The sequence below is a fragment of the Leptospira dzoumogneensis genome (assembly GCF_004770895.1).
In the GTDB taxonomy this organism is placed as follows: domain Bacteria; phylum Spirochaetota; class Leptospiria; order Leptospirales; family Leptospiraceae; genus Leptospira_B; species Leptospira_B dzoumogneensis.
In genome coordinates this window covers 246,154-263,775 of the sequence record NZ_RQHS01000010.1, presented here as the reverse complement: position 1 = coordinate 263,775, position 17,622 = coordinate 246,154, and the positions used below count along the sequence as shown (strand labels likewise).

16 protein-coding genes are annotated in these 17,622 nt (G+C 40.9%); 8 read left to right on the top strand and 8 right to left on the bottom strand.

What is annotated here, in order from left to right; genetic code table 11:
• Positions 1-53 precede the first annotated feature (53 nt).
• Positions 54-743: an oxidoreductase gene (locus EHR06_RS07050; RefSeq protein ID WP_135756345.1), complete on the top strand. Its 690-nt coding sequence runs from the start codon at positions 54-56 to the stop codon at positions 741-743.
• A 6-nt stretch (positions 744-749) separates the two neighbouring features.
• Here the strand turns inward: EHR06_RS07050 and EHR06_RS07045 are convergent, their stop codons facing one another.
• On the bottom strand, positions 750-3,038 hold the full coding sequence (locus EHR06_RS07045) for a PP2C family protein-serine/threonine phosphatase (RefSeq protein ID WP_135756344.1): 2,289 nt from the start codon (positions 3,036-3,038) through the stop codon (positions 750-752).
• A gap of 264 nt (positions 3,039-3,302) precedes the next feature.
• On the opposite strand from EHR06_RS07045, the gene EHR06_RS07040 reads away from it, so the two are divergent.
• Positions 3,303-4,064, top strand: a complete 762-nt coding sequence (locus EHR06_RS07040; protein ID WP_135756343.1) for an SDR family NAD(P)-dependent oxidoreductase — start codon at positions 3,303-3,305, stop codon at positions 4,062-4,064.
• Here the strand turns inward: EHR06_RS07040 and EHR06_RS07035 are convergent.
• The 3 genes from EHR06_RS07035 to EHR06_RS07025 form a co-directional block, all read right to left on the bottom strand.
• Complete coding sequence (locus EHR06_RS07035; RefSeq protein ID WP_135756342.1) at positions 4,056-5,810, bottom strand: acyl-CoA dehydrogenase family protein; 1,755 nt, start codon at positions 5,808-5,810, stop codon at positions 4,056-4,058. The two genes, EHR06_RS07040 and EHR06_RS07035, sit on opposite strands and share 9 nt — an antisense overlap.
• 382 nt (positions 5,811-6,192) lie before the next feature.
• Positions 6,193-6,999 (bottom strand): major surface lipoprotein LipL32, encoded by an 807-nt coding sequence (lipL32, locus tag EHR06_RS07030; protein WP_135756341.1) that lies wholly within the window; start codon positions 6,997-6,999, stop codon positions 6,193-6,195.
• 234 nt (positions 7,000-7,233) lie between these two features.
• Positions 7,234-7,632, bottom strand: a complete 399-nt coding sequence (locus EHR06_RS07025) for a ParB N-terminal domain-containing protein (RefSeq protein WP_008592847.1) — start codon at positions 7,630-7,632, stop codon at positions 7,234-7,236.
• A gap of 195 nt (positions 7,633-7,827) precedes the next feature.
• Here EHR06_RS07025 and metK point away from each other — a divergent pair, with 195 nt between their 5' ends.
• From metK to EHR06_RS07010, 3 genes are read left to right on the top strand one after another with little or no spacing between them, the layout of a single operon-like run.
• Positions 7,828-8,988 (top strand): methionine adenosyltransferase, encoded by a 1,161-nt coding sequence (gene metK, locus EHR06_RS07020; RefSeq protein WP_135756340.1) that lies wholly within the window; start codon positions 7,828-7,830, stop codon positions 8,986-8,988.
• Positions 8,988-9,947, top strand: coding sequence for a transketolase family protein (locus EHR06_RS07015; protein WP_135756339.1), 960 nt, complete (start codon positions 8,988-8,990; stop codon positions 9,945-9,947). Before metK ends, EHR06_RS07015 begins: the two co-directional genes overlap by 1 nt.
• Before the next feature lie 41 nt (positions 9,948-9,988).
• Positions 9,989-10,303, top strand: coding sequence for an ATP-dependent Clp protease adaptor ClpS (locus EHR06_RS07010; RefSeq protein WP_135615869.1), 315 nt, complete (start codon positions 9,989-9,991; stop codon positions 10,301-10,303).
• Positions 10,304-10,491: 188 nt separating this feature from the next.
• Here EHR06_RS07010 and EHR06_RS07005 read toward each other — a convergent pair whose 3' ends face one another.
• Positions 10,492-11,667: a MaoC family dehydratase gene (locus tag EHR06_RS07005; RefSeq protein WP_135756338.1), complete on the bottom strand. Its 1,176-nt coding sequence runs from the start codon at positions 11,665-11,667 to the stop codon at positions 10,492-10,494.
• 74 nt (positions 11,668-11,741) lie between these two features.
• On the bottom strand, positions 11,742-12,341 hold the full coding sequence (lsa23, locus tag EHR06_RS07000; protein WP_135756337.1) for a surface adhesion protein Lsa23: 600 nt from the start codon (positions 12,339-12,341) through the stop codon (positions 11,742-11,744).
• Positions 12,342-12,436: 95 nt separating this feature from the next.
• Here lsa23 and EHR06_RS06995 point away from each other — a divergent pair, with 95 nt between their 5' ends.
• Positions 12,437-14,401, top strand: a complete 1,965-nt coding sequence (locus tag EHR06_RS06995) for a M3 family metallopeptidase (RefSeq protein WP_208757756.1) — start codon at positions 12,437-12,439, stop codon at positions 14,399-14,401.
• Between the two features lie 5 nt (positions 14,402-14,406).
• On the opposite strand, the gene EHR06_RS06990 is transcribed toward EHR06_RS06995, so the two are convergent.
• Positions 14,407-14,643, bottom strand: a complete 237-nt coding sequence (locus tag EHR06_RS06990; RefSeq protein ID WP_135615873.1) for a hypothetical protein — start codon at positions 14,641-14,643, stop codon at positions 14,407-14,409.
• A gap of 121 nt (positions 14,644-14,764) precedes the next feature.
• A complete protein-coding gene (locus EHR06_RS06985; protein ID WP_135756335.1) occupies positions 14,765-15,418 on the bottom strand; it encodes a glutathione S-transferase family protein in 654 nt (217 codons plus the stop codon).
• Positions 15,419-15,595: 177 nt separating this feature from the next.
• Between EHR06_RS06985 and EHR06_RS06980 the strand changes: the two genes are divergently transcribed.
• Together EHR06_RS06980 and EHR06_RS06975 are read left to right on the top strand one after the other, a co-directional pair.
• Positions 15,596-16,378, top strand: coding sequence for an SDR family NAD(P)-dependent oxidoreductase (locus tag EHR06_RS06980; protein ID WP_167492277.1), 783 nt, complete (start codon positions 15,596-15,598; stop codon positions 16,376-16,378).
• Between the two features lie 17 nt (positions 16,379-16,395).
• Entirely contained in the window at positions 16,396-17,580 is a 1,185-nt protein-coding gene (locus EHR06_RS06975) for a sterol desaturase family protein (RefSeq protein WP_135756333.1), read from the top strand.
• The last annotated feature ends 42 nt before the right edge of the window (positions 17,581-17,622 follow it).

The following is a 17,622-nucleotide window of genomic DNA, read 5'->3' as shown; positions in this document are numbered from 1 at the left end:
ACTTTTACATAAAACCCGGATCGATCAGATCTTGGCTGGAACAGGATGGAAGAATGGACCATAGAATCGCGATCATTGCTGGCGGGACCGGACTCGTCGGTGGAGAACTTGTACAGGAATTATTGATCGATCCGTCTTGGGACAAGGTTTATCTTTTGGTCCGAAAACCGTTAGAATGGACCCATTCCAAATTAGAATTGATACTTACCGATTGGGAAAATCTCTCCGAGTTTCCTAAAGGTGTAACTGACGCATTTTGTACTTTAGGAACGACGATCGGCAAAGCGGGTTCTAAGGAAAATTTTAAAAAAGTAGATTTAGAATACCCGGTCCGGTTTGCTAAAGCAGCAAAGGAGAAGGGTGTAAGATCTTTTTTTATAGTGACCGCACTCGGAGCGGATCCAAATTCTTTCGTATTTTATAATCAGGTAAAAGGAGAAGTAGAGGCCGAAATTTCTAAACTTGGTTTTGAGACATTCGGGATTTTTAGGCCTTCTCTTTTGGAAGGGGATCGAAAAGAATTCAGGTTAGGGGAGAAGATAGGGTCAAAACTTGCTTTCCTGATCAATCCTCTGCTTTTAGGTCCTCTTAAAAAATACAGATCTATTCATGCAAAGACAGTTGCTAAGTCTATATTGAATTTGGCTTGGTCGGATAAAAAAGGAAATCATATTATAGAATCGGATAGGATCGCGGCATTAGGATCTTCTTCCGCTAGAGCGAATCTAGAAAATTTAATATAGATCCGATTAGGATTTTCCGTTTAATTTTTTTAGGATCTCGGAAGCCTTTTCATTTTCCGGATCCAATTCGAGACTCAGTTTGGCGAAGTTGGCGGCTTTTTCGGATCTTCCTAATTTTAGATTTAAGTCTGCTATATGAGCAAGATTTGCCGGGATCCCTGGATTACGAAGCTGGATCCTTTCTGCAAGTTCTAAGGAACGATTGAAGTTTCCGATCTTTTTGAAACAGAAAGAAGCTGTATAGATCATATCCGTATCACCTGGATTTTCTTCCACATAAGTATCCATAAGCAGGCAGGCATCTTGGTGATTCCCATTTTTATAATGAAGTCTGATCAAATCACGTTTTAATATTTGGTTTTCCGGAGAAATGTTTAAGGCCTCTTCTATTGTAAGGATTGCTTCCGGGATATTCTTATTTTTTAAGAATTCTTTCGCTTTTTTACTTAAATTTTGGACTTCTTTCCCAGCCTTAGTTTTGTTTGAAGATTTTCCGGGATCGTATTCTATCCGCAAAAGAGAAAGATCATCCGTGATCCTTCCTTTCTCTTCCAAATTAGATAGGATCTTTTGGAGATTTCCATCGGAGGATTCCACTATTTTCATGAACAAGGACTCATCTTCGTTCATAGTTTTTTCTCCCGACTTTGTGGAGATCTCTAAATCGTCTCTTCCGTCGGACCCGATCACCAAAACATCCGCGGGTTGGAGTCTAAAAATTTTTACACTTAAACTTCCCTCCATGCCGGGAGTCCCTAATTTTCTATATTGTAAACTTTCTTCTAAGAAGGAGGCTTTTCCATCCCTGTATAGAACGGACCAAGGATGTTCTGCATTAATATAGTATAATATACCTGCCTGTTCGTCTAAAACGCCCAAAACCATGGAAACCAACATACTTCCATCGAATCCCTGGAATAATTTATGTAACTCGGTAAAAGCGTTTTTGATCCATTTTTCTGCATATAAAGAGTAGGTGTTTTCGTTTGTTAGAGTTCTTTGTAGAATGGAGTGGAATGCCGCTCCCAGAACAAGAACACCTCCTGCTCCTTGGAGAGATTTCCCCATGGCATCCGCATTCAAGAATACTGTGTATTCCTTTCCTCTTAAAATGATTTCTTGTGCGATACAAATGTCTCCGCCTATCTCGCTTTCTTTTCCTTTAAATACGAAATTCTTTTTTTGTTTAATTAGAAAATCGACCTTGGCTTTTCTTCCGGTAGTTCGATTGATCCCTAAGGGTTTGATCAAAAGAGAAGTTAGAAAGTAATCCCCATCCTGTTGTTTTTTAAGTTCTTCTACAGTACGTAATGTTTCTCTGAGTTCCGAAGTTTTTTCTTCCACTAAAGACTGAAGATGTTCCCTGATCCTTCCGATCTCTCCTGTCGCTTTGGCGAAATCCCTTGCAAATCCCAGAAATTCTTTGTCATTCGAGACCAAAGGTAATTTTCCCGGGCCGCCTGCTGCCAGATCGTTGGCGGATTTTCCGATCTGCTCTAATGTAGTCGAAATAGATTGAAAATATAATATAATGAGTATTGTCGCCGCAAAGAAGGTGAGTCCGATAAAAAAAACGATCTCTAAATAAGAATTCGGTCTTAGTCCTACATAAACCGCTAATATACTTAGGGAAAGTAATACTAAAGAAAGTAAAAATCCGAATTTTCCCTTTAATCCTAAAAATCCGGACGGGAAATTGGAAGAATAGGATCTGCTCAGCAGAACTTTTTTTAACATTACTCTTTTAGGACCCGTGATATAATCCGTAATGATATAACTAAAACCGCAATAAACGAAAATGGCCGCCGACCATCCTAAAAATATATACCAAAGCTCTTTTAGATCGTAATTGAATATCAAATAGGATGCCACATTGACTAAAAATACAAAACATCCATAACCTAATGCGGTAATCATATTATGAGTAGGTAATTTAATTAGATCGGATAAGATTAGGTCCAATTCTTCCGAATCGAGTCTGCGCAAGGAAGAGTTGTGATTTAAAGCCTTATTAATTCTTCTGATATGAATTTCGATCCCGGAAAAACCTAGGCGAGCTAATAATCCGTATTGGATGCCATGCAGGATCGTAACTAAGATTGTTGCTAAGAAAAAAGAGAGAATGATCGGGTAATGTGTTTGTACCGAAAACATCGGGATTGTCGCCTGCCCGAAAAAATAGGCGTAAACCGCTCCGAACCATCCGCCGGTTAAGGAAAACGCAACGATAGAGAATGTATAGGAAACTTTTCTGTGAATCGTTTCGAAAAGATGATAAAAATATTTTTGTATCATTTAGAGTATCCTGGAACAAGTCCGGATTTAATACATAACGTCTTGGAATAAGACGTAACGATTGTTTAAAAGATATTTTGAAAGGAAAGATATTTTTGGATCCTTTAGGCAAAGTGTGAATAAATAATTTATTATTTATTCGAGATGGAGCCTTTGAGTAATTAATTTTATGAACAAATGTTCATGTTAATTGAAGGAATAGTATTTTTGCTTTCCAAATAGCCTGATTAAATTAATTTCTCCAAGATCTAAAGGGAAGGGAAAATGGATATTAGAGGAAAACGTATCGTGATCACCGGAGCAGCATCCGGAATAGGTAAGGAAACTTTACTCAAACTTCTTAAATTCGAAGATGTTAAAATTTTAGCGGTTGATCTAGATCCTTCTCGTTTAGAAGTTTCGGACGATAGAGTGAAAAAATTCAAGTGTGATGTTTCCTCTTCCGAGAATGTGGATAAAATTTTTAAGGAAGCTGAAAAGGTTTTGGGTGGTATCGATATCTTTTATGCGAATGCAGGTTTTGCATACTACGAAGAGATCAAAAATCCGGATTGGAAACGTATTGAGAAAATTTTCCAGACAAATGTTTTTTCGGCTATCTATGGCTTACAAAAGATCCAGGCGGAATATTCCAATCCGGTTTATTATATCATTACCGCATCCGCTATGAGTTTTCTTTCGATCCCAGGTTATGCGTTGTATTCCGCAACTAAGGCCGCAGTACATTCTTTTGCAGAAGCATTTCGGTTCGAATTGAAAAAACCTCATAGACTGATGATCGTTTATCCGATCGCTACTCGAACGAATTTTTTCGATGCTGCCGGTAAGAAGGTGCCGGTGCCTTTTCCTTCTCAAACCCCTAAACAAGTCGCTTCGGCGGTAGTCTCAGGGATCCGCCGGAATAAAAAGAAAGTATTACCTTCTAAAATATTCACTCTGATGATGTTCGCGGATAGATTTCTGATCTATCCGCTGCGCATGTATCAAATCATCGAAAATTGGAAACGTAAAAGAGCCCTAAACTAGGGCCGGGCTCTTCTTATTTTCAATTCGGATCTTATTATATTCTAATAAAGCCGAGCTATCTAGGTTATAAGAGTGGATTAGAGCGGCTCTTTCGTTTTTAGGATCCCCATCTAATTTTTTAAGTCCTCTTTCTAAAATCACTCCAATGATGATTCTGGTTGCGGATTCTACCAACTCGAACGCAACCTCGTCCTTGGATGTTCCGTTTTCCAAAGAAGTATAAATGGAATGGGATTCTTCCAGTTTTTTGCGATTTTCTAAAAGTTCTCTAGAAGGGGAGAAGGAACTCATTTCTTCGTCCAAGTATTGTCTCAAGATACCTTTTGATCCGAGCCCTGTGACAATTCCACCGATGGCTGCTACTACCTGCAATTGTGTGGTTCCTTCGTAGATATTTGTGATCCTTACGTCTCTATAGATCCTGGAAATATCGTAATCGTAAGTATATCCGGCCCCTCCGTGGATCTGTAACGCGTCGAATGCGATCTTATTTGCCTGTTCCGTAATATAATATTTAGATAATGGAGTGAATAGATTCGCGAGTTTTTCCCATTTTTTGATGGCTTCGTCCTTTTTGATCTCTCTTTCGTCCACTCCGGACTCTTTCATTTTTTCGGATTTCCAGTGGTATAGGTCTATGGATCTGGAAGCTTCCTGCAGAATGGAACGCATTGCTATCACTTCTCTATCCATTAGATCCAACATCTTTTTGACTGCCGGGATATTTCTGATCTTCTTGCCGAATTGTTCTCTTTCGTCCGCATATTTTTTGGCTTCATAATAAGCAGCGGCCCCGATTCCCATTGCCTGTCCTGCAATAGAAAGTCTTGCTCCGTTCATCATCGCCATGGAATATTTTACGAGTCCGTAACCTTCTTCCCCGATTAATATACCCGGAGTGTTTTCATACACCACCTCGCAGGTGGGAGAGCAGTGCAGCCCCATTTTTTTCTCTATCCCTGCGATCTCTACGTCTTCACTTTTGACTATGAAGAAGGAGAGTCCTCTTGCGCCGCTTGTTGGGCTTCCAGTTCTGGCTAATGTAAGAATGATGGAAGGTTTATCATCGAATCCGCAACCATGCGTGATAAATCTTTTGGCTCCTGTAATTCTCCAGACCCCATCTCCTCCTTTGATCGCTTTTGTTTGTAAGTTGGGAAGGTCTGATCCATAATTCGGTTCCGTGAGCGCCATCGCACCGCATAGTTCTCCTGCTGCCATTTTAGGCACATATGCTTGGACCATTTCTTCCGAGCCGAATCTTTCTATTGTCTCTGCAAGGTTCATACATCCTAAAGCGATTGCAAGTGAGCCATCCGCCCTGGAGAATATTTCCATAAGCATTGCTTGTACCGTACAAGGTAGCCCTAATCCTCCATGTTTACGTCCGATAGAATAGGGAAGAATTCCCGCTTCCTTGACCTGATTGACTGCGTTTATCATTTCTTTTGGAAATGTAACTTTACCTTTTTCATATATTAAACCTTCTGCATCCATTTTCTGAGCAAAGGGTGCCACTTCTTTTCCAGCAATCTCTCCGGCGGATTCCAATACGGATCTATAAAATTCGATGGCTTCTTCTTTACTTCCTGGAGCTAATGAAAGTTCTTCCTTTCCTGTTTTTTCATATTCTTTTTTGTCAGAAAATCCTTGTTCGAATGCTTCTACTACTTCTTCCCAGTCTATTAAGGATTCGAAATATTGTTTTAAGTCTTCATTCTCTATGAAATAATTATTTTCGAGCATGGATATTCTCCGGATATAAAATATATAGATGAACTTTTGTTCAATTCGATTGCGTTTCTTAAGAGACCCTTATTATTCCGATGCGATATGGAAAGGGAAAAATTTTAAGACAGAATATTTTTTAAAGTCAGGGTTCTTTTCGAACAGCATTAGGTTTCGCAGGGGAGACCACGGAGTAGGGAAGAGGTATTTTCACGCAGAGTCGCAAAGCCGCAGAGAGGGTTTGGATAATAGTTTATGATGGCTTGAGTATTTGGTAAAAGAAATAACTCCGCGGCACTGAGTCTCTGCGTGCGAAATTGCAGCTAAGCAAAAGGTATAAAAAAAGCCGCCGGTTTTACCCGACGGCTTTCGGCTTTAAGCAAAGCGGGAAAAAGAAGGATTACTTCTTGTCTCCAGCAATTGCAGCTTTCAATTTTTCTTCTGCATCGACAGCCAATTTTTGCAATTCAGCTGGGTTTGCGTGAAGAATAGGAGAAAGACCTGGAACACCTGGAGGGCCAAGAACTCCAACAGTAGCTACGAAAGAACCTTTAACTTCGCCTACTTTGTAAGTAGTGAAGGTAATTCTGTATAAACCGCGAACTAAAAGTTTTTTAGTGTCGATGTTTTTAAGTTCATCCAAGCTTTTTGGAATATTAGGAATTTGGATACGAAGTAAAGAGTTGTACTTGTTGTGACGCTCTTCATTATAAGTATCGTCTCCATCATCATTGTCGCCAAGATTTTGAAGAGCTTTTCCTTTAGCTGCTCCTTCGATTTGGTTCGGCATAATAGCTGCTAAGCGCTCTACGCGAATCCAAGTATCGAACCAGTTCGGCATGCTTTTTTCTTCCGGAGTTGCAGCTTTGAAAGCCTCACTTTGGAAGTCGTCGCTAGATGGCTCACCAATTTCTCCGGTAGGGGAAATTAGACGAACACCTAATTCAACGATAGCTGCTGGAACCCAAACAAAAAGGAAATATGATTTCTTTCCGTTTACTACTGCGTCAGCGGCTTGTCCTGGTTTGATGTATCCCCAATAGTTCACAGTTTCAGAATAAGGTGCGAAAAGCTTCTTAACTCCTACTCCTGGAATGTCTTGCTCTCCGACAGAGAAATTACTTTTTAAGCCGGGGAGTCCACCGATACATGCAGCAAAGCTGACCATTATAGCGGTGGAGATTATAAGGATCGAAGATTTTTTCATTCGAGAGATCTCCTTGGTATGGATTGCTCAAGATAGAGAAGAGATTCCTTTTTGTAAATCTAATTAATAAATTTTTGTTTCCAACCCCTCTTTTGCGGTGCAAAATTTTTACAAAGTGGTAATTTTACGTCTCAACAGGATCATATAACAAGTTCCATTTGATAAGTAAAAAAATTTCCAGGTCTCTTAACAGAAACGTTTTGAATGAAGGGATGATGGATGGGTTGATTTAGTTTAGTTTTTAAAAAGCCAGGACCAAAACCATTCCCAAAGATCCAATAACCAGGCAAACAATCTACCAAGGATCCCTGTATGGGAGTATCTTCTTAATAGCTTTTGGGCCCTTTCTTGTTCTTCAGGGGTAAACGGTAGCCGTACATTGTTTTCTTCGGCCTCGATCAAAACTCTTTCTTTTTTACTTCGTACATCTACGATCCGAACATCAACATATTCCCAGCCCAGAAGTTTCACACATTCCAGGCGTCTTTCGCCGGAGACTAATTTATTGTCCAGGTCGATAATGATCGGATGCAAAAGCCCTAAGTTTTGTATGGAAGATTTGAGACCTTGCAAGTCGCCTAAATCTTTACGAATGCGGTTCTTTACCTTAATATCGGAGACCCGAATTTTCATCTAAGAAATGCTTTTTTCACCGTATAAATCCTACAAACCAATTTCAGAAGTTTTGACTAAATTTCCGTCCGAACCCTTCTGGGATTGGAAAAGGTTGGGTCGGATTCACTTGACAGTGACGACTTGCATAGGTTTATAGTTTTAGGCGGGGAAGATTCTCCCCTTCGAAATAATTTTAACAGGAATTACAATCGAATGTCCCTTCAAGACTTCATCTTTACCTCGGAATCCGTATCGGAAGGACATCCGGACAAGGTTTGCGACCAAATTTCCGACGCAATTCTGGACGCTTATTTAGCTCAGGATCCTAAATCCAGGGTAGCCTGCGAAACTTTAGTGACTACCAACCTTGTTGTAGTTGCCGGAGAAGTAACTAGCAAGGGGAAAATCGACGCAGTAGAGATCGCAAGAAATGTGATCAAGGATATCGGATACAACGATGTTTCCTTAGGTTTCGACGCTGAGTTCGCTGTAGTTTCTTCTCATATCCATGCCCAAAGTCCTGATATTTCTCAAGGTGTTACCGAGGGAGAAGGTCTGTTTAAGGAACAAGGAGCAGGTGACCAAGGTTTGATGTTCGGATTCGCGATCGACGAAACTCCTGAACTAATGCCTATGCCTATCTACTACTCTCACGAGTTAGTCAGACATTTGTCAGGCTTACGTCATAGCGGTAAATTGAATTGGTTACGCCCGGACGCTAAGTCTCAGGTGACTGTAGAATATAAAAACGGGAAACCTACTCGTGTAGACACCGTCGTAATTTCTACCCAACATTCTCCTGACGTTTCTCATAAACAGATCGAAGAATCTGTAATCGAAGAATGTATCAAGAAGGTAATCCCGGCTAACTTCTTGAAAGATACGAAATATTTTATCAACCCAACCGGACAGTTCATCATAGGTGGACCTCACGGAGATACAGGTCTGACTGGACGTAAGATCATCGTGGATACTTACGGTGGTTACGGAAGACATGGTGGTGGAGCATTCTCCGGAAAAGATCCATCCAAAGTGGACCGTTCCGCAGCTTATATGGGAAGATATATCGCGAAAAACGTGGTAGCTGCAGGACTTGCTTCTCAGTGTGAAGTGCAGTTGGCATATGCGATCGGGGTTGCCGAACCTGTTTCGGTTCACGTTGACACTTTTGGAACCGGTAAACTTTCCGAAGAAGAGATCGTTAAAAGAATTAAGGCAAACTTCAAACTCACTCCAAGAGGGATCACTGAGTCCTTACAATTATTGGAGAAGGGAAGGAAATACAGGGAAACCGCTGCTTACGGACATTTCGGAAGAAGTGGAGAAACATTCACCTGGGAAAGAACTGATAAAGCGGGAGCATTGAAAGGTTAATGGGAGCAGTATCCGCATCTAGCGCAGATCAAAAAGCAACCAGAGACGGTTATGGAGACGCATTGCACGAGTTAGGTGCAAACCGTTCCGATATCGTAGTACTAGACGCGGATCTTTCCGGTTCTACTAAAACCAATAAATTCGCAAAAGCATTTCCGGATCGTTTTTTCAACGTAGGAGTTGCAGAGCAGAATTTAGTGGGACATGCAGCGGGGCTTGCTCTTGCAGGTTACGTTCCATTCGCTTCTTCTTTCGCGATGTTCTTATCCGGAAGAGCTTGGGAAGTGGTCCGTAATAGTATCGTTTATCCTTTCTTAAACGTGAAATTAGTAGCTTCTCATGGCGGGATTACAGTAGGTGAGGACGGAGCTTCTCACCAATGTATCGAAGATTTCGCCACTATGAGAGCCATTCCTGAAATGGTAGTGATCTGTCCTTCCGATTATAACGAAACTAAACAGATCATTCATGCAATCGCGGATTATAAGGGACCGGTTTACGTAAGAGTTGGCCGTCCTAATCTTCCTTTGATCGAAAGAGAAAATTATAAATTCGAGATCGGAAAAGCGGAAGTGATGAGAGAAGGTAAAGACGTTCTTATCATCGCAAACGGAGTTCTGGTCAACGAGGCGATGATCGCAGTAAAAGAACTGGAAGCGGAAGGCATCCAGGCCACTCTTTTGAACATGGCGACTATCAAACCTATCGATAAAGAAGCTATATTAAAATATGCTAAACTTTGCGGAGCAGTCGTGACCTGCGAAGAGCATAATGTGATCGGTGGATTAGGTTCTGCGGTCAGCGAATTTTTATCTGAAGAGTATCCAGTCAGGGTCCTAAAATTAGGAATGAAAGACAGTTTCGGTAAATCAGGTACTTGGTCCGGACTTCTGGATTATTTCGGGCTCAGATCCAAAAACATAGTGGAACTAGCGAAAAAAGCAGTCCAATCCAAATAATAAATAACCCGGTGTTGAACGCCGGGTGTAATTTTCGTGCCATGCCTAACTCTCCCTCAATAGAAGAAATCACCACAGAAGATCCGGTGCAAATCGGCGGACCCTGGAGAGTGGTTTTATGGGATGATAACGAACATACTTACGAATATGTGATCATGATGCTTATGGATGTTTGCAAGATGACTCCGGAACAAGCATTTAGCCACGCTGTAGAAGTAGACGCCCAAAAAAAGACAGTAGTGTTTGCAGGGGAATTAGAACACGCAGAACATATCCAAGATCTTATCTTGAATTACGGACCGGATCCTCTTCTTCCCGCATCCAAAGGCTCCATGAGCGCAACCTTAGAAGGGTAGCCCACGCGAAGTTGCCAAGACCGAAATGAGACGCGGAGTAGTAATGACTCACGCAGAGGCGCTGAGCCGCAGAGTATTTAAGGTTTATTGATCCAAAAATTCTCTCTGCGTCTTCGCGGCTCTGCGTGCGAAATAAAAAACCCGGCAGTGCCGGGTTTTTAAATTTGATCGTTAATTTGAAGTTAGTGTTACTTTTTCTTAACTAGGATCTTTCTTTCGATCTCGAAAATTTTCTCAGGAAGTTTTTCCTTACCGTGTTTTTTCTTATCGTTCTCTTTGAGGAATAGATCCGCTCCGAATTTTTCGAAGGCGTCGTTTGCCTTGATGTTTTTCAGACCGATGAATTGAAGATGGACTTCTCCCGCAGGGATACCGAATTCAGTTCCTCTATCTTTTACGGATAGAACTCTTGTGATCGCAGTCACAGTGTCTCCGCTGAAAGAAGGTTGGGTATGATATCCTTCGGTGAATCCAAGGTCCCAAATCACATTTTCAGTCACATCTCTGGAAGAAAGTCCGCATAACCATGCGAATACGAGTCCTCCGTAAACGACAGGTTCTCCACCCATTGGTCCGGAAATTCCGGAAGAGTAAAGTTTGTCGTAATGAAGCGGGTGAGTGTTCCCGACTCTGTAAGTCCAAGGGAAATGTTCGTCGGTGATCGTTCTTCCGTTTTGGTGGATATAGATCTGACCTGCCGCGAAGTTTTCGAAATAAGTATCCGTCCAAGTAGAGGTTTCGAAACCTTTCGGGAATTTTAACTCAGGAAGTTCGATCACAGGGCTGTCAGTCTCAGGGAAGAAAGCGTCTTTGATCACCGGTTTTGGAGTTCCTTTCGGCTTTCCGTTAGAGTGATAGATCATGATCTTTCTTTCGTATTGAAGAACTAATTCTTTGTTTTGGTTCAAACAGATCGTGCGAACATGAACGATCCCCGGTTTATCCGCTCCCTTATCATCAATTTTGATAATTTTGGTTTTAGCGGAAAGAGTGTCTCCAGGATATACAGGTTTCAGGAATTGAACGTCATAGTATCCAAGGTTCGCGAGTGCTTTTTCGGAATCGTTTTGAACTCCCAAAGAAAGTGCCACGTTGAACACCATCAAAGGAGAAACTAATAGATCCTTAAATCCGTGAGCTTGTGCATAAGGAGCGGAAAGATAAAGTGGATTTGCTTCCATAAAACTGGTAGCAAACTCTTGCGCAAAAGAACGATCGATTGTCAGTTCTCTTGGATGTTCGAAAATTGCACCTTCTGTAAATTCTTCCAGATATCTACCGTAAATACCCCGTTTTACGGTTCCGGTTTCCACCGGAGTTTTGGGACCTAGTTCCGCGAAGGGGGAAGTAGGGATTTTAGCCATAGTGAGAACTCCTGCTTCGTTTTTAGTTTCTTCCAGGATTTTGAGATCCTCCGCTCGGAAAAGGCTTTTTCCTATCAATAAGTCCCGAAATACCCGTCCAATTGGCTTCTGGATCCGAAACGGAACTCTGAAATTTGGATCTCTTGTTTGGAAAGTTGCGGATTATTATCCTTCTCCCCAAACATATGATTCCAGGTGTTTACATAAAGAATGGGCAGTGAGTTCCGATTTTCCAAAAGGGAAGAAGAAAGTATCCTATCCTTATGAGTAACCGGGTCCTCTTGGAAGATCTGTTCTCCGGAGTAAACATTCTTCAGATCCAATTGGAAAGTTTTACCATCCGGTTCCAGTCGGACTAAAAATGATTCAATGTCGTAGGTCCTGCCATAACGGATCCTTCTGTAGATCCTGTAGAAAAAATCCTTCCAGGTGCTTGGATGGATCTCATCTCTAAACACCAGACTGATCTCCCATTCAAATCCGATCGGAGTGATATTCGCCTTACAATAGATGCCTACCAGGTCATTTCCAGTCTGCACATCTATCTCTGGTTGGGATAAAACGAATAGATCGGATTTAGGACAGATCCCTTCCGTGGTTTGGAATACAGGTAAAGGAGGACTAGTGCAGCCCAAATAAAGAATGAATGCAGGTATAATAAGATAAAATTTCATGAGAGGCCGGAATGGGGGAATTCGAATCAGTTTTTCAATCTTGTCAAGATGGAAAATAGGTGCTTTTCCATTCGGGAAGAGAAAGTCTGGAATCGATGAGTTCCTCAGTTCTATTCAGAGAATTTCCCCAAATTGCACTTTCTGCCCAAAAGGAGAAGGTGAGAGAAAAGATCCGAAACACTAAAAAGGTTTTGGAAGAAGTTATCCAGAAGAAGGACGTAAATTACGAGTCCGTAATACGACCTCTGAATGATTCCATGGAGGAGTTACAGGAAGAATTCACCGTACTTTCTCACCTAAATAGTGTTAAGAACAGCGAAGAAACCCAGGAACATTATACTGAGATCTTACCTGAGATTACTGAGTTTTATACAGAACTAGGACAGAACGAAGAATTATTCAAATTATACTCTCAAATTTATGAGAAAGAAAAATCTTCCTTAGACAGACCTAAAAATAAGGTTCTGGAAGATGCGATCCTACAATTCAAACTGGGTGGAGTAGGACTTCCTGAAGATAAAAAAAATCGCCTCCAAGAAATCCAACTTAGGCTTTCCGATCTTTCCAACCAGTTCTCCCAAAACCTTTTGGATTCCACAAATTCTTTCGAAATGAAAATAGAATCTGAAGAAGATGTAAAGGAAATCCCTGAATCGGACAAGGCATTGTACAAAAACGAAGACGGAACTTACACATTCACTCTTCAGTTCCCAAGTTATAATTGTTACATGACTTACGGAAGCAATCGTTCTAAAAGAGAAGAATTGTATAAAGCGTATGTAACTCGTGCTCCAGGAAACGGAAAAATTTTAGAAGAGATCCTGGCGCTCCGAGACGAGTCTGCAAAATTGCTCGGATATAAAAATTATGCGGAATCTTCTTTGGCTACTAAGGTAGCAGACTCCCCGGAGCAGGTACTGGACTTCTTACAAAAAATTGGAAAACTAGCGAAACCTGTAGCGGAGAAGGAGATCTCTGCACTCAAAAAATTTGCAGAAACACTTGGAATTCCGGACTTCCAAGCATTCGACAGCGCTTATGTTTCCGAAAAATTAAAAAAAAGGGACTACGATTTTGACGAAGAGCTGACCCGTCCTTATTTCGAAAAGAATACTGTGGTGAAAGGGACCTTCTCCTTTTTGGAAAAACTATTAGGATTAAAATTCGAGAAGACAAACGCTCCCATTTGGGATCCTAAAACAGAAGTATATCATGTAAAAAACGGCTCCGAAATTATCGCAAGATTGTACTTAGATCTGGAAGCCAGAAAGGACAAACAGGGTGGCGCCTGGATGAACCATTGGGAAACTAGAAATAGGTTTTCCGGTAAGACAATCCTTCCTTCCGCATTCGTGGTTTGTAATTTTCCTCCTTCTAAGGATTCTGCTCCTTCCCTCTTAAATCATTCGGATGTAGTAACATTTTTCCATGAGATGGGACATGCACTTCATCATTTATGTGCAAAAATTGAAGAGCCTCCTGTGAGTGGGATCAACGGAGTGGAATGGGACGCAGTGGAATTTCCTTCTCAGTTTTTGGAAAATTTCGCTTATGAACCTGAGGTCTTGGACTTCTTCGCATTCCATTATGAAACTGGAAAAGCAATCCCGAAGGAACTCGCCCAAAAATTAAAGGATACTAAAAACTTTTTGGCCGCAATGGGAGTGGTCCGACAGTTGGAATTCGGAATTTTTGATATTAGGATCCATCTCCAAAAATACTCGGAAACCGAAGTGCAGAATATTTTGGATTCTGTTCGTAAAGAGGTAAGCGTTCTTTTTCCTCCTGGATATAATAAGTTCCAGAACGGATTCGGCCATATATTCTCAGGCGGGTATGCGGCCGGTTATTATAGTTATAAATGGGCGGAACTTTTAGCGGCAGATGCGTTTTTTGCATTTAGATCCAAGGGAATTTTTGACGAGGACCTGGCGGTAAAATACAGAACAGAGGTTTTGGAAAAAGGAGGTTCTGAAAACGCTATGGTATTATTTAAACGGTTTCTAGGAAGAGATCCTGAACCTGATGCTTTATTAAAACTCTATGATTTAGTGGCTTAAAACGACTAAGAAAGTTTTTTGCGGAAGTTTTGAAGCAATTGTTCCGTGCCTGAAAGTAGTAATTCTACCTGATCGGAATCGATATTATAGACCACATTCGTCTTTAAAGAATCTTTAAAGGCGTTTGCATCTATCGCCTTCTGATCGTAACTATCCTTTAAAAAATTGTACCATCCGGCTAGGATCACTTTTAAGTGAGGAAGTTCTTTGATTGGGACCGAAATGACTTTCTCTGCTTCCATAAAGACACCAGCAGGTTAATTTGCGAACCGAACGAGTCAACCAGATTTTTTGCAACTAGGTTTGATCCGAATTTTTCTCAAGGAAAAACGCGGCGCACAAAATCTGAGATTTAGATCCTCTCTATTTGCGGAGTCTTTTTAAAGCTTTCATCACGACTGACTTCGGTTTGTCCACTTTTGCTGCATTCGGATTTTGCATCATCATATCCAGATATGCTTGTAATCCCGGAATTTCGAAAAGTGGATTCGGAGAGATCCAATCTGCGATATGATCGTTTATGATCTGAAAGGTGGCAAACGCGGAACAATCCGCTGCGGTGAATTCTTTACCCGCGATATAAGGAGAAAATTTTGCCACTCTGGAAAGTGCCTTCGCTCCTTTTTGGATGGAGGCTCTTGTGAGTTCCACAGTTTCAGGCGAAATTGTTTTTCCTTCCACAATCGACTCGTACAATCTGCGGGCCGGAATATCTATATAATTCTCGATGAATGATATAATGGTCCTAACTTCGGCCGCTTCGAATGGATCCGCCGGGATCAAACGTTTGGTAGTGGGATAAGCATCATCTAAAAATTCCAGAATTGCCTGGGACTCCACCAGATATTTTCCATCTACTTCTAAGTAGGGAATTTTTCCCATTGGGCTTTTTTGCAGGAACTCCTCTTCTTGGGAGAATGGTGTGCGAATTTCTTCGAACTCCAAACCTTTTTCTAAAAGTGCCAATTTGACCTTATTCGTATAATTGCTGATAGGGTAACCGTATAGTTTTATCATAAGAGCCTAGGATCTTCCAATTATAAGTAGGATGGTAAAGTCTTTTTCAAGAATAAGATAAGAAAGAATGGGAACCGAGATGGATTTTCAATTTCTACTTTCCTGAAAGGAAATCTAAATCTAAAATTGGCTGCGAAAAAAGCGCTTATACTCTTTCGAAAAGGAATCATAGAGATCATGAAAAAAACAGCATTAATTACCGGAGCAAGCGTAGGCATCGGTTATGAAATTTCTAAATTGGCCGCAAAAGACGGTTACGATCTGATACTCGTAGCAAGAAATCTCAAGACCTTAAATTCAGTAAAAAAGGAAATGGAAAGTTTGGGAGCGAATGTAGAAATTCTTTCCGCAGACTTGTCCGATCCTAAATCTCCTAAAAAAATTTACGACTTCGCCAAAAAGAAAAAGGCGATCGTAGATCTACTCGTGAATAACGCAGGCTTCGGAACAAACGGAAAATTCCATTCTTTGGATCTGAAAGAAGAATTGGATCTCATACAAGTAAACGTAATATCTCTTGTAGAGTTAACTCATTTATTCTTAAAAGATATGAGAGAAAGACATGCAGGAAAAATTTTAAATGTGGCTTCTACTGCCGCTTTCCAACCGGGGCCTATGATGACGAACTATTATGCTTCCAAGGCGTACGTTCTATTCTTCTCGGAAGGACTTGCAGAAGAAGTTCGTAAAGACGGTGTAAATGTTACCTGTCTTTGTCCAGGTCCTACTAAAACGGAATTTTTCAAAAGAGCAGAAATGGATAAATCTGCGATCTTAAATAGTGGTCTTGTTCCAAAAGCGGACGCGGCTTACGTAGCAAAGGTAGGTTACCAAGGTGTAAAATCAGGTAAGGCTGTTGTGATTTCCGGAATAGCAAACAAGGTAATGGCACAATCAGTTCGGATCAGTCCTAGGTTTTTGGTCCGAAAATTGGCGAAATTTCTAAATACGGTAAATTAAATAGAAGAGTGTGGGATATGCAAGAAACGATTTTGGACAAGGCGGTTCCTTTTTTTCTTGGACTTGCTTTGATAGAGTTTATATGGGGAAGAAAAAGATCCGTCTATAGATGGAATGATTCCGTTTCCGATCTGGCGACCGGGATATTATACTCTTTTACCGGAGTTGTGATCACTTTAGGAGCCATTCTTCTATATGATAAAATCAGAATATATTATTCCGTCCAGACTCTGTTTAACTTGGGGGAATTTCCATCTTCTTCTCCTTTGATAAAAACCGCCGAGGGTTGGCAATTCAACCTAGAGTCATTTCTTGCATGGACATTTGTTCTGATCGCCGTGGATTTTATCTATTACTGGTTCCATAGGGCAACTCATGAGATCCATTTCCTTTGGGCATGTCACGTAACCCATCATTCCAGCGAAGAATTTAATCTGACAGTTGCACTTAGGCAATCCATGTTCCAAAGGATCTTTGAATATGCCTTTAATCTTCCTTTGGCCCTGCTCGGAATTCCTTGGTGGATGTTCTTTATTTGCCATGGGATCTTGAAAATTTATCAATTCTGGGTCCATACTAGATTGATCGGAAAATTAGGTTGGATGGAAAAAGTCTTACTGACTCCTTCTCATCATAGGGTCCATCATGGAAGAGATCCTGAATATTTGGATAAGAATCACGGAGGGATACTCATACTCTGGGATCGTTGGTTTGGAACGTACGTAGAAGAGAAGAAGGAGCCGATCTACGGATTAACGGAACCTCTTCCCACATTCAATCCTATCTGGGCAAATTTGCATGTGTATATTTCTCTTTGGAATTTAGTGAAGATCACTCCTAGTTGGAAAGATAAACTTCTTCTTCTGATCAAAAAGCCCGACTGGAGACCCGATTCGCTCGGAGGAGAGAAGAAGGTCCCTGAAATAAACAGGTCCACTTATACCAAATTCGATCCTAGTATTTCCAATTCCAGAAAAGTATACGGGGTCTTACAGTTTATCGTTCTCGCGGGACTTTCTGTGTATCTATTAAAACTTATAAAATTAGGAAAGATGTCTCTTGTTTTATATTCAGGCTTTGGACTTTGGTTCTTCTTTGCATTTTTAAGTTTAGGTCTTGTATGGAATGGCAGATCTAAGATGGAAAAATGGGAAGTTCTTAAGTTTGTGCTGCTAGGTGTTCTAGTTTGGAATCTGAAATAATATTATAGTGCGGATCCTTTTAGTTCGTGTAACAAACAATAG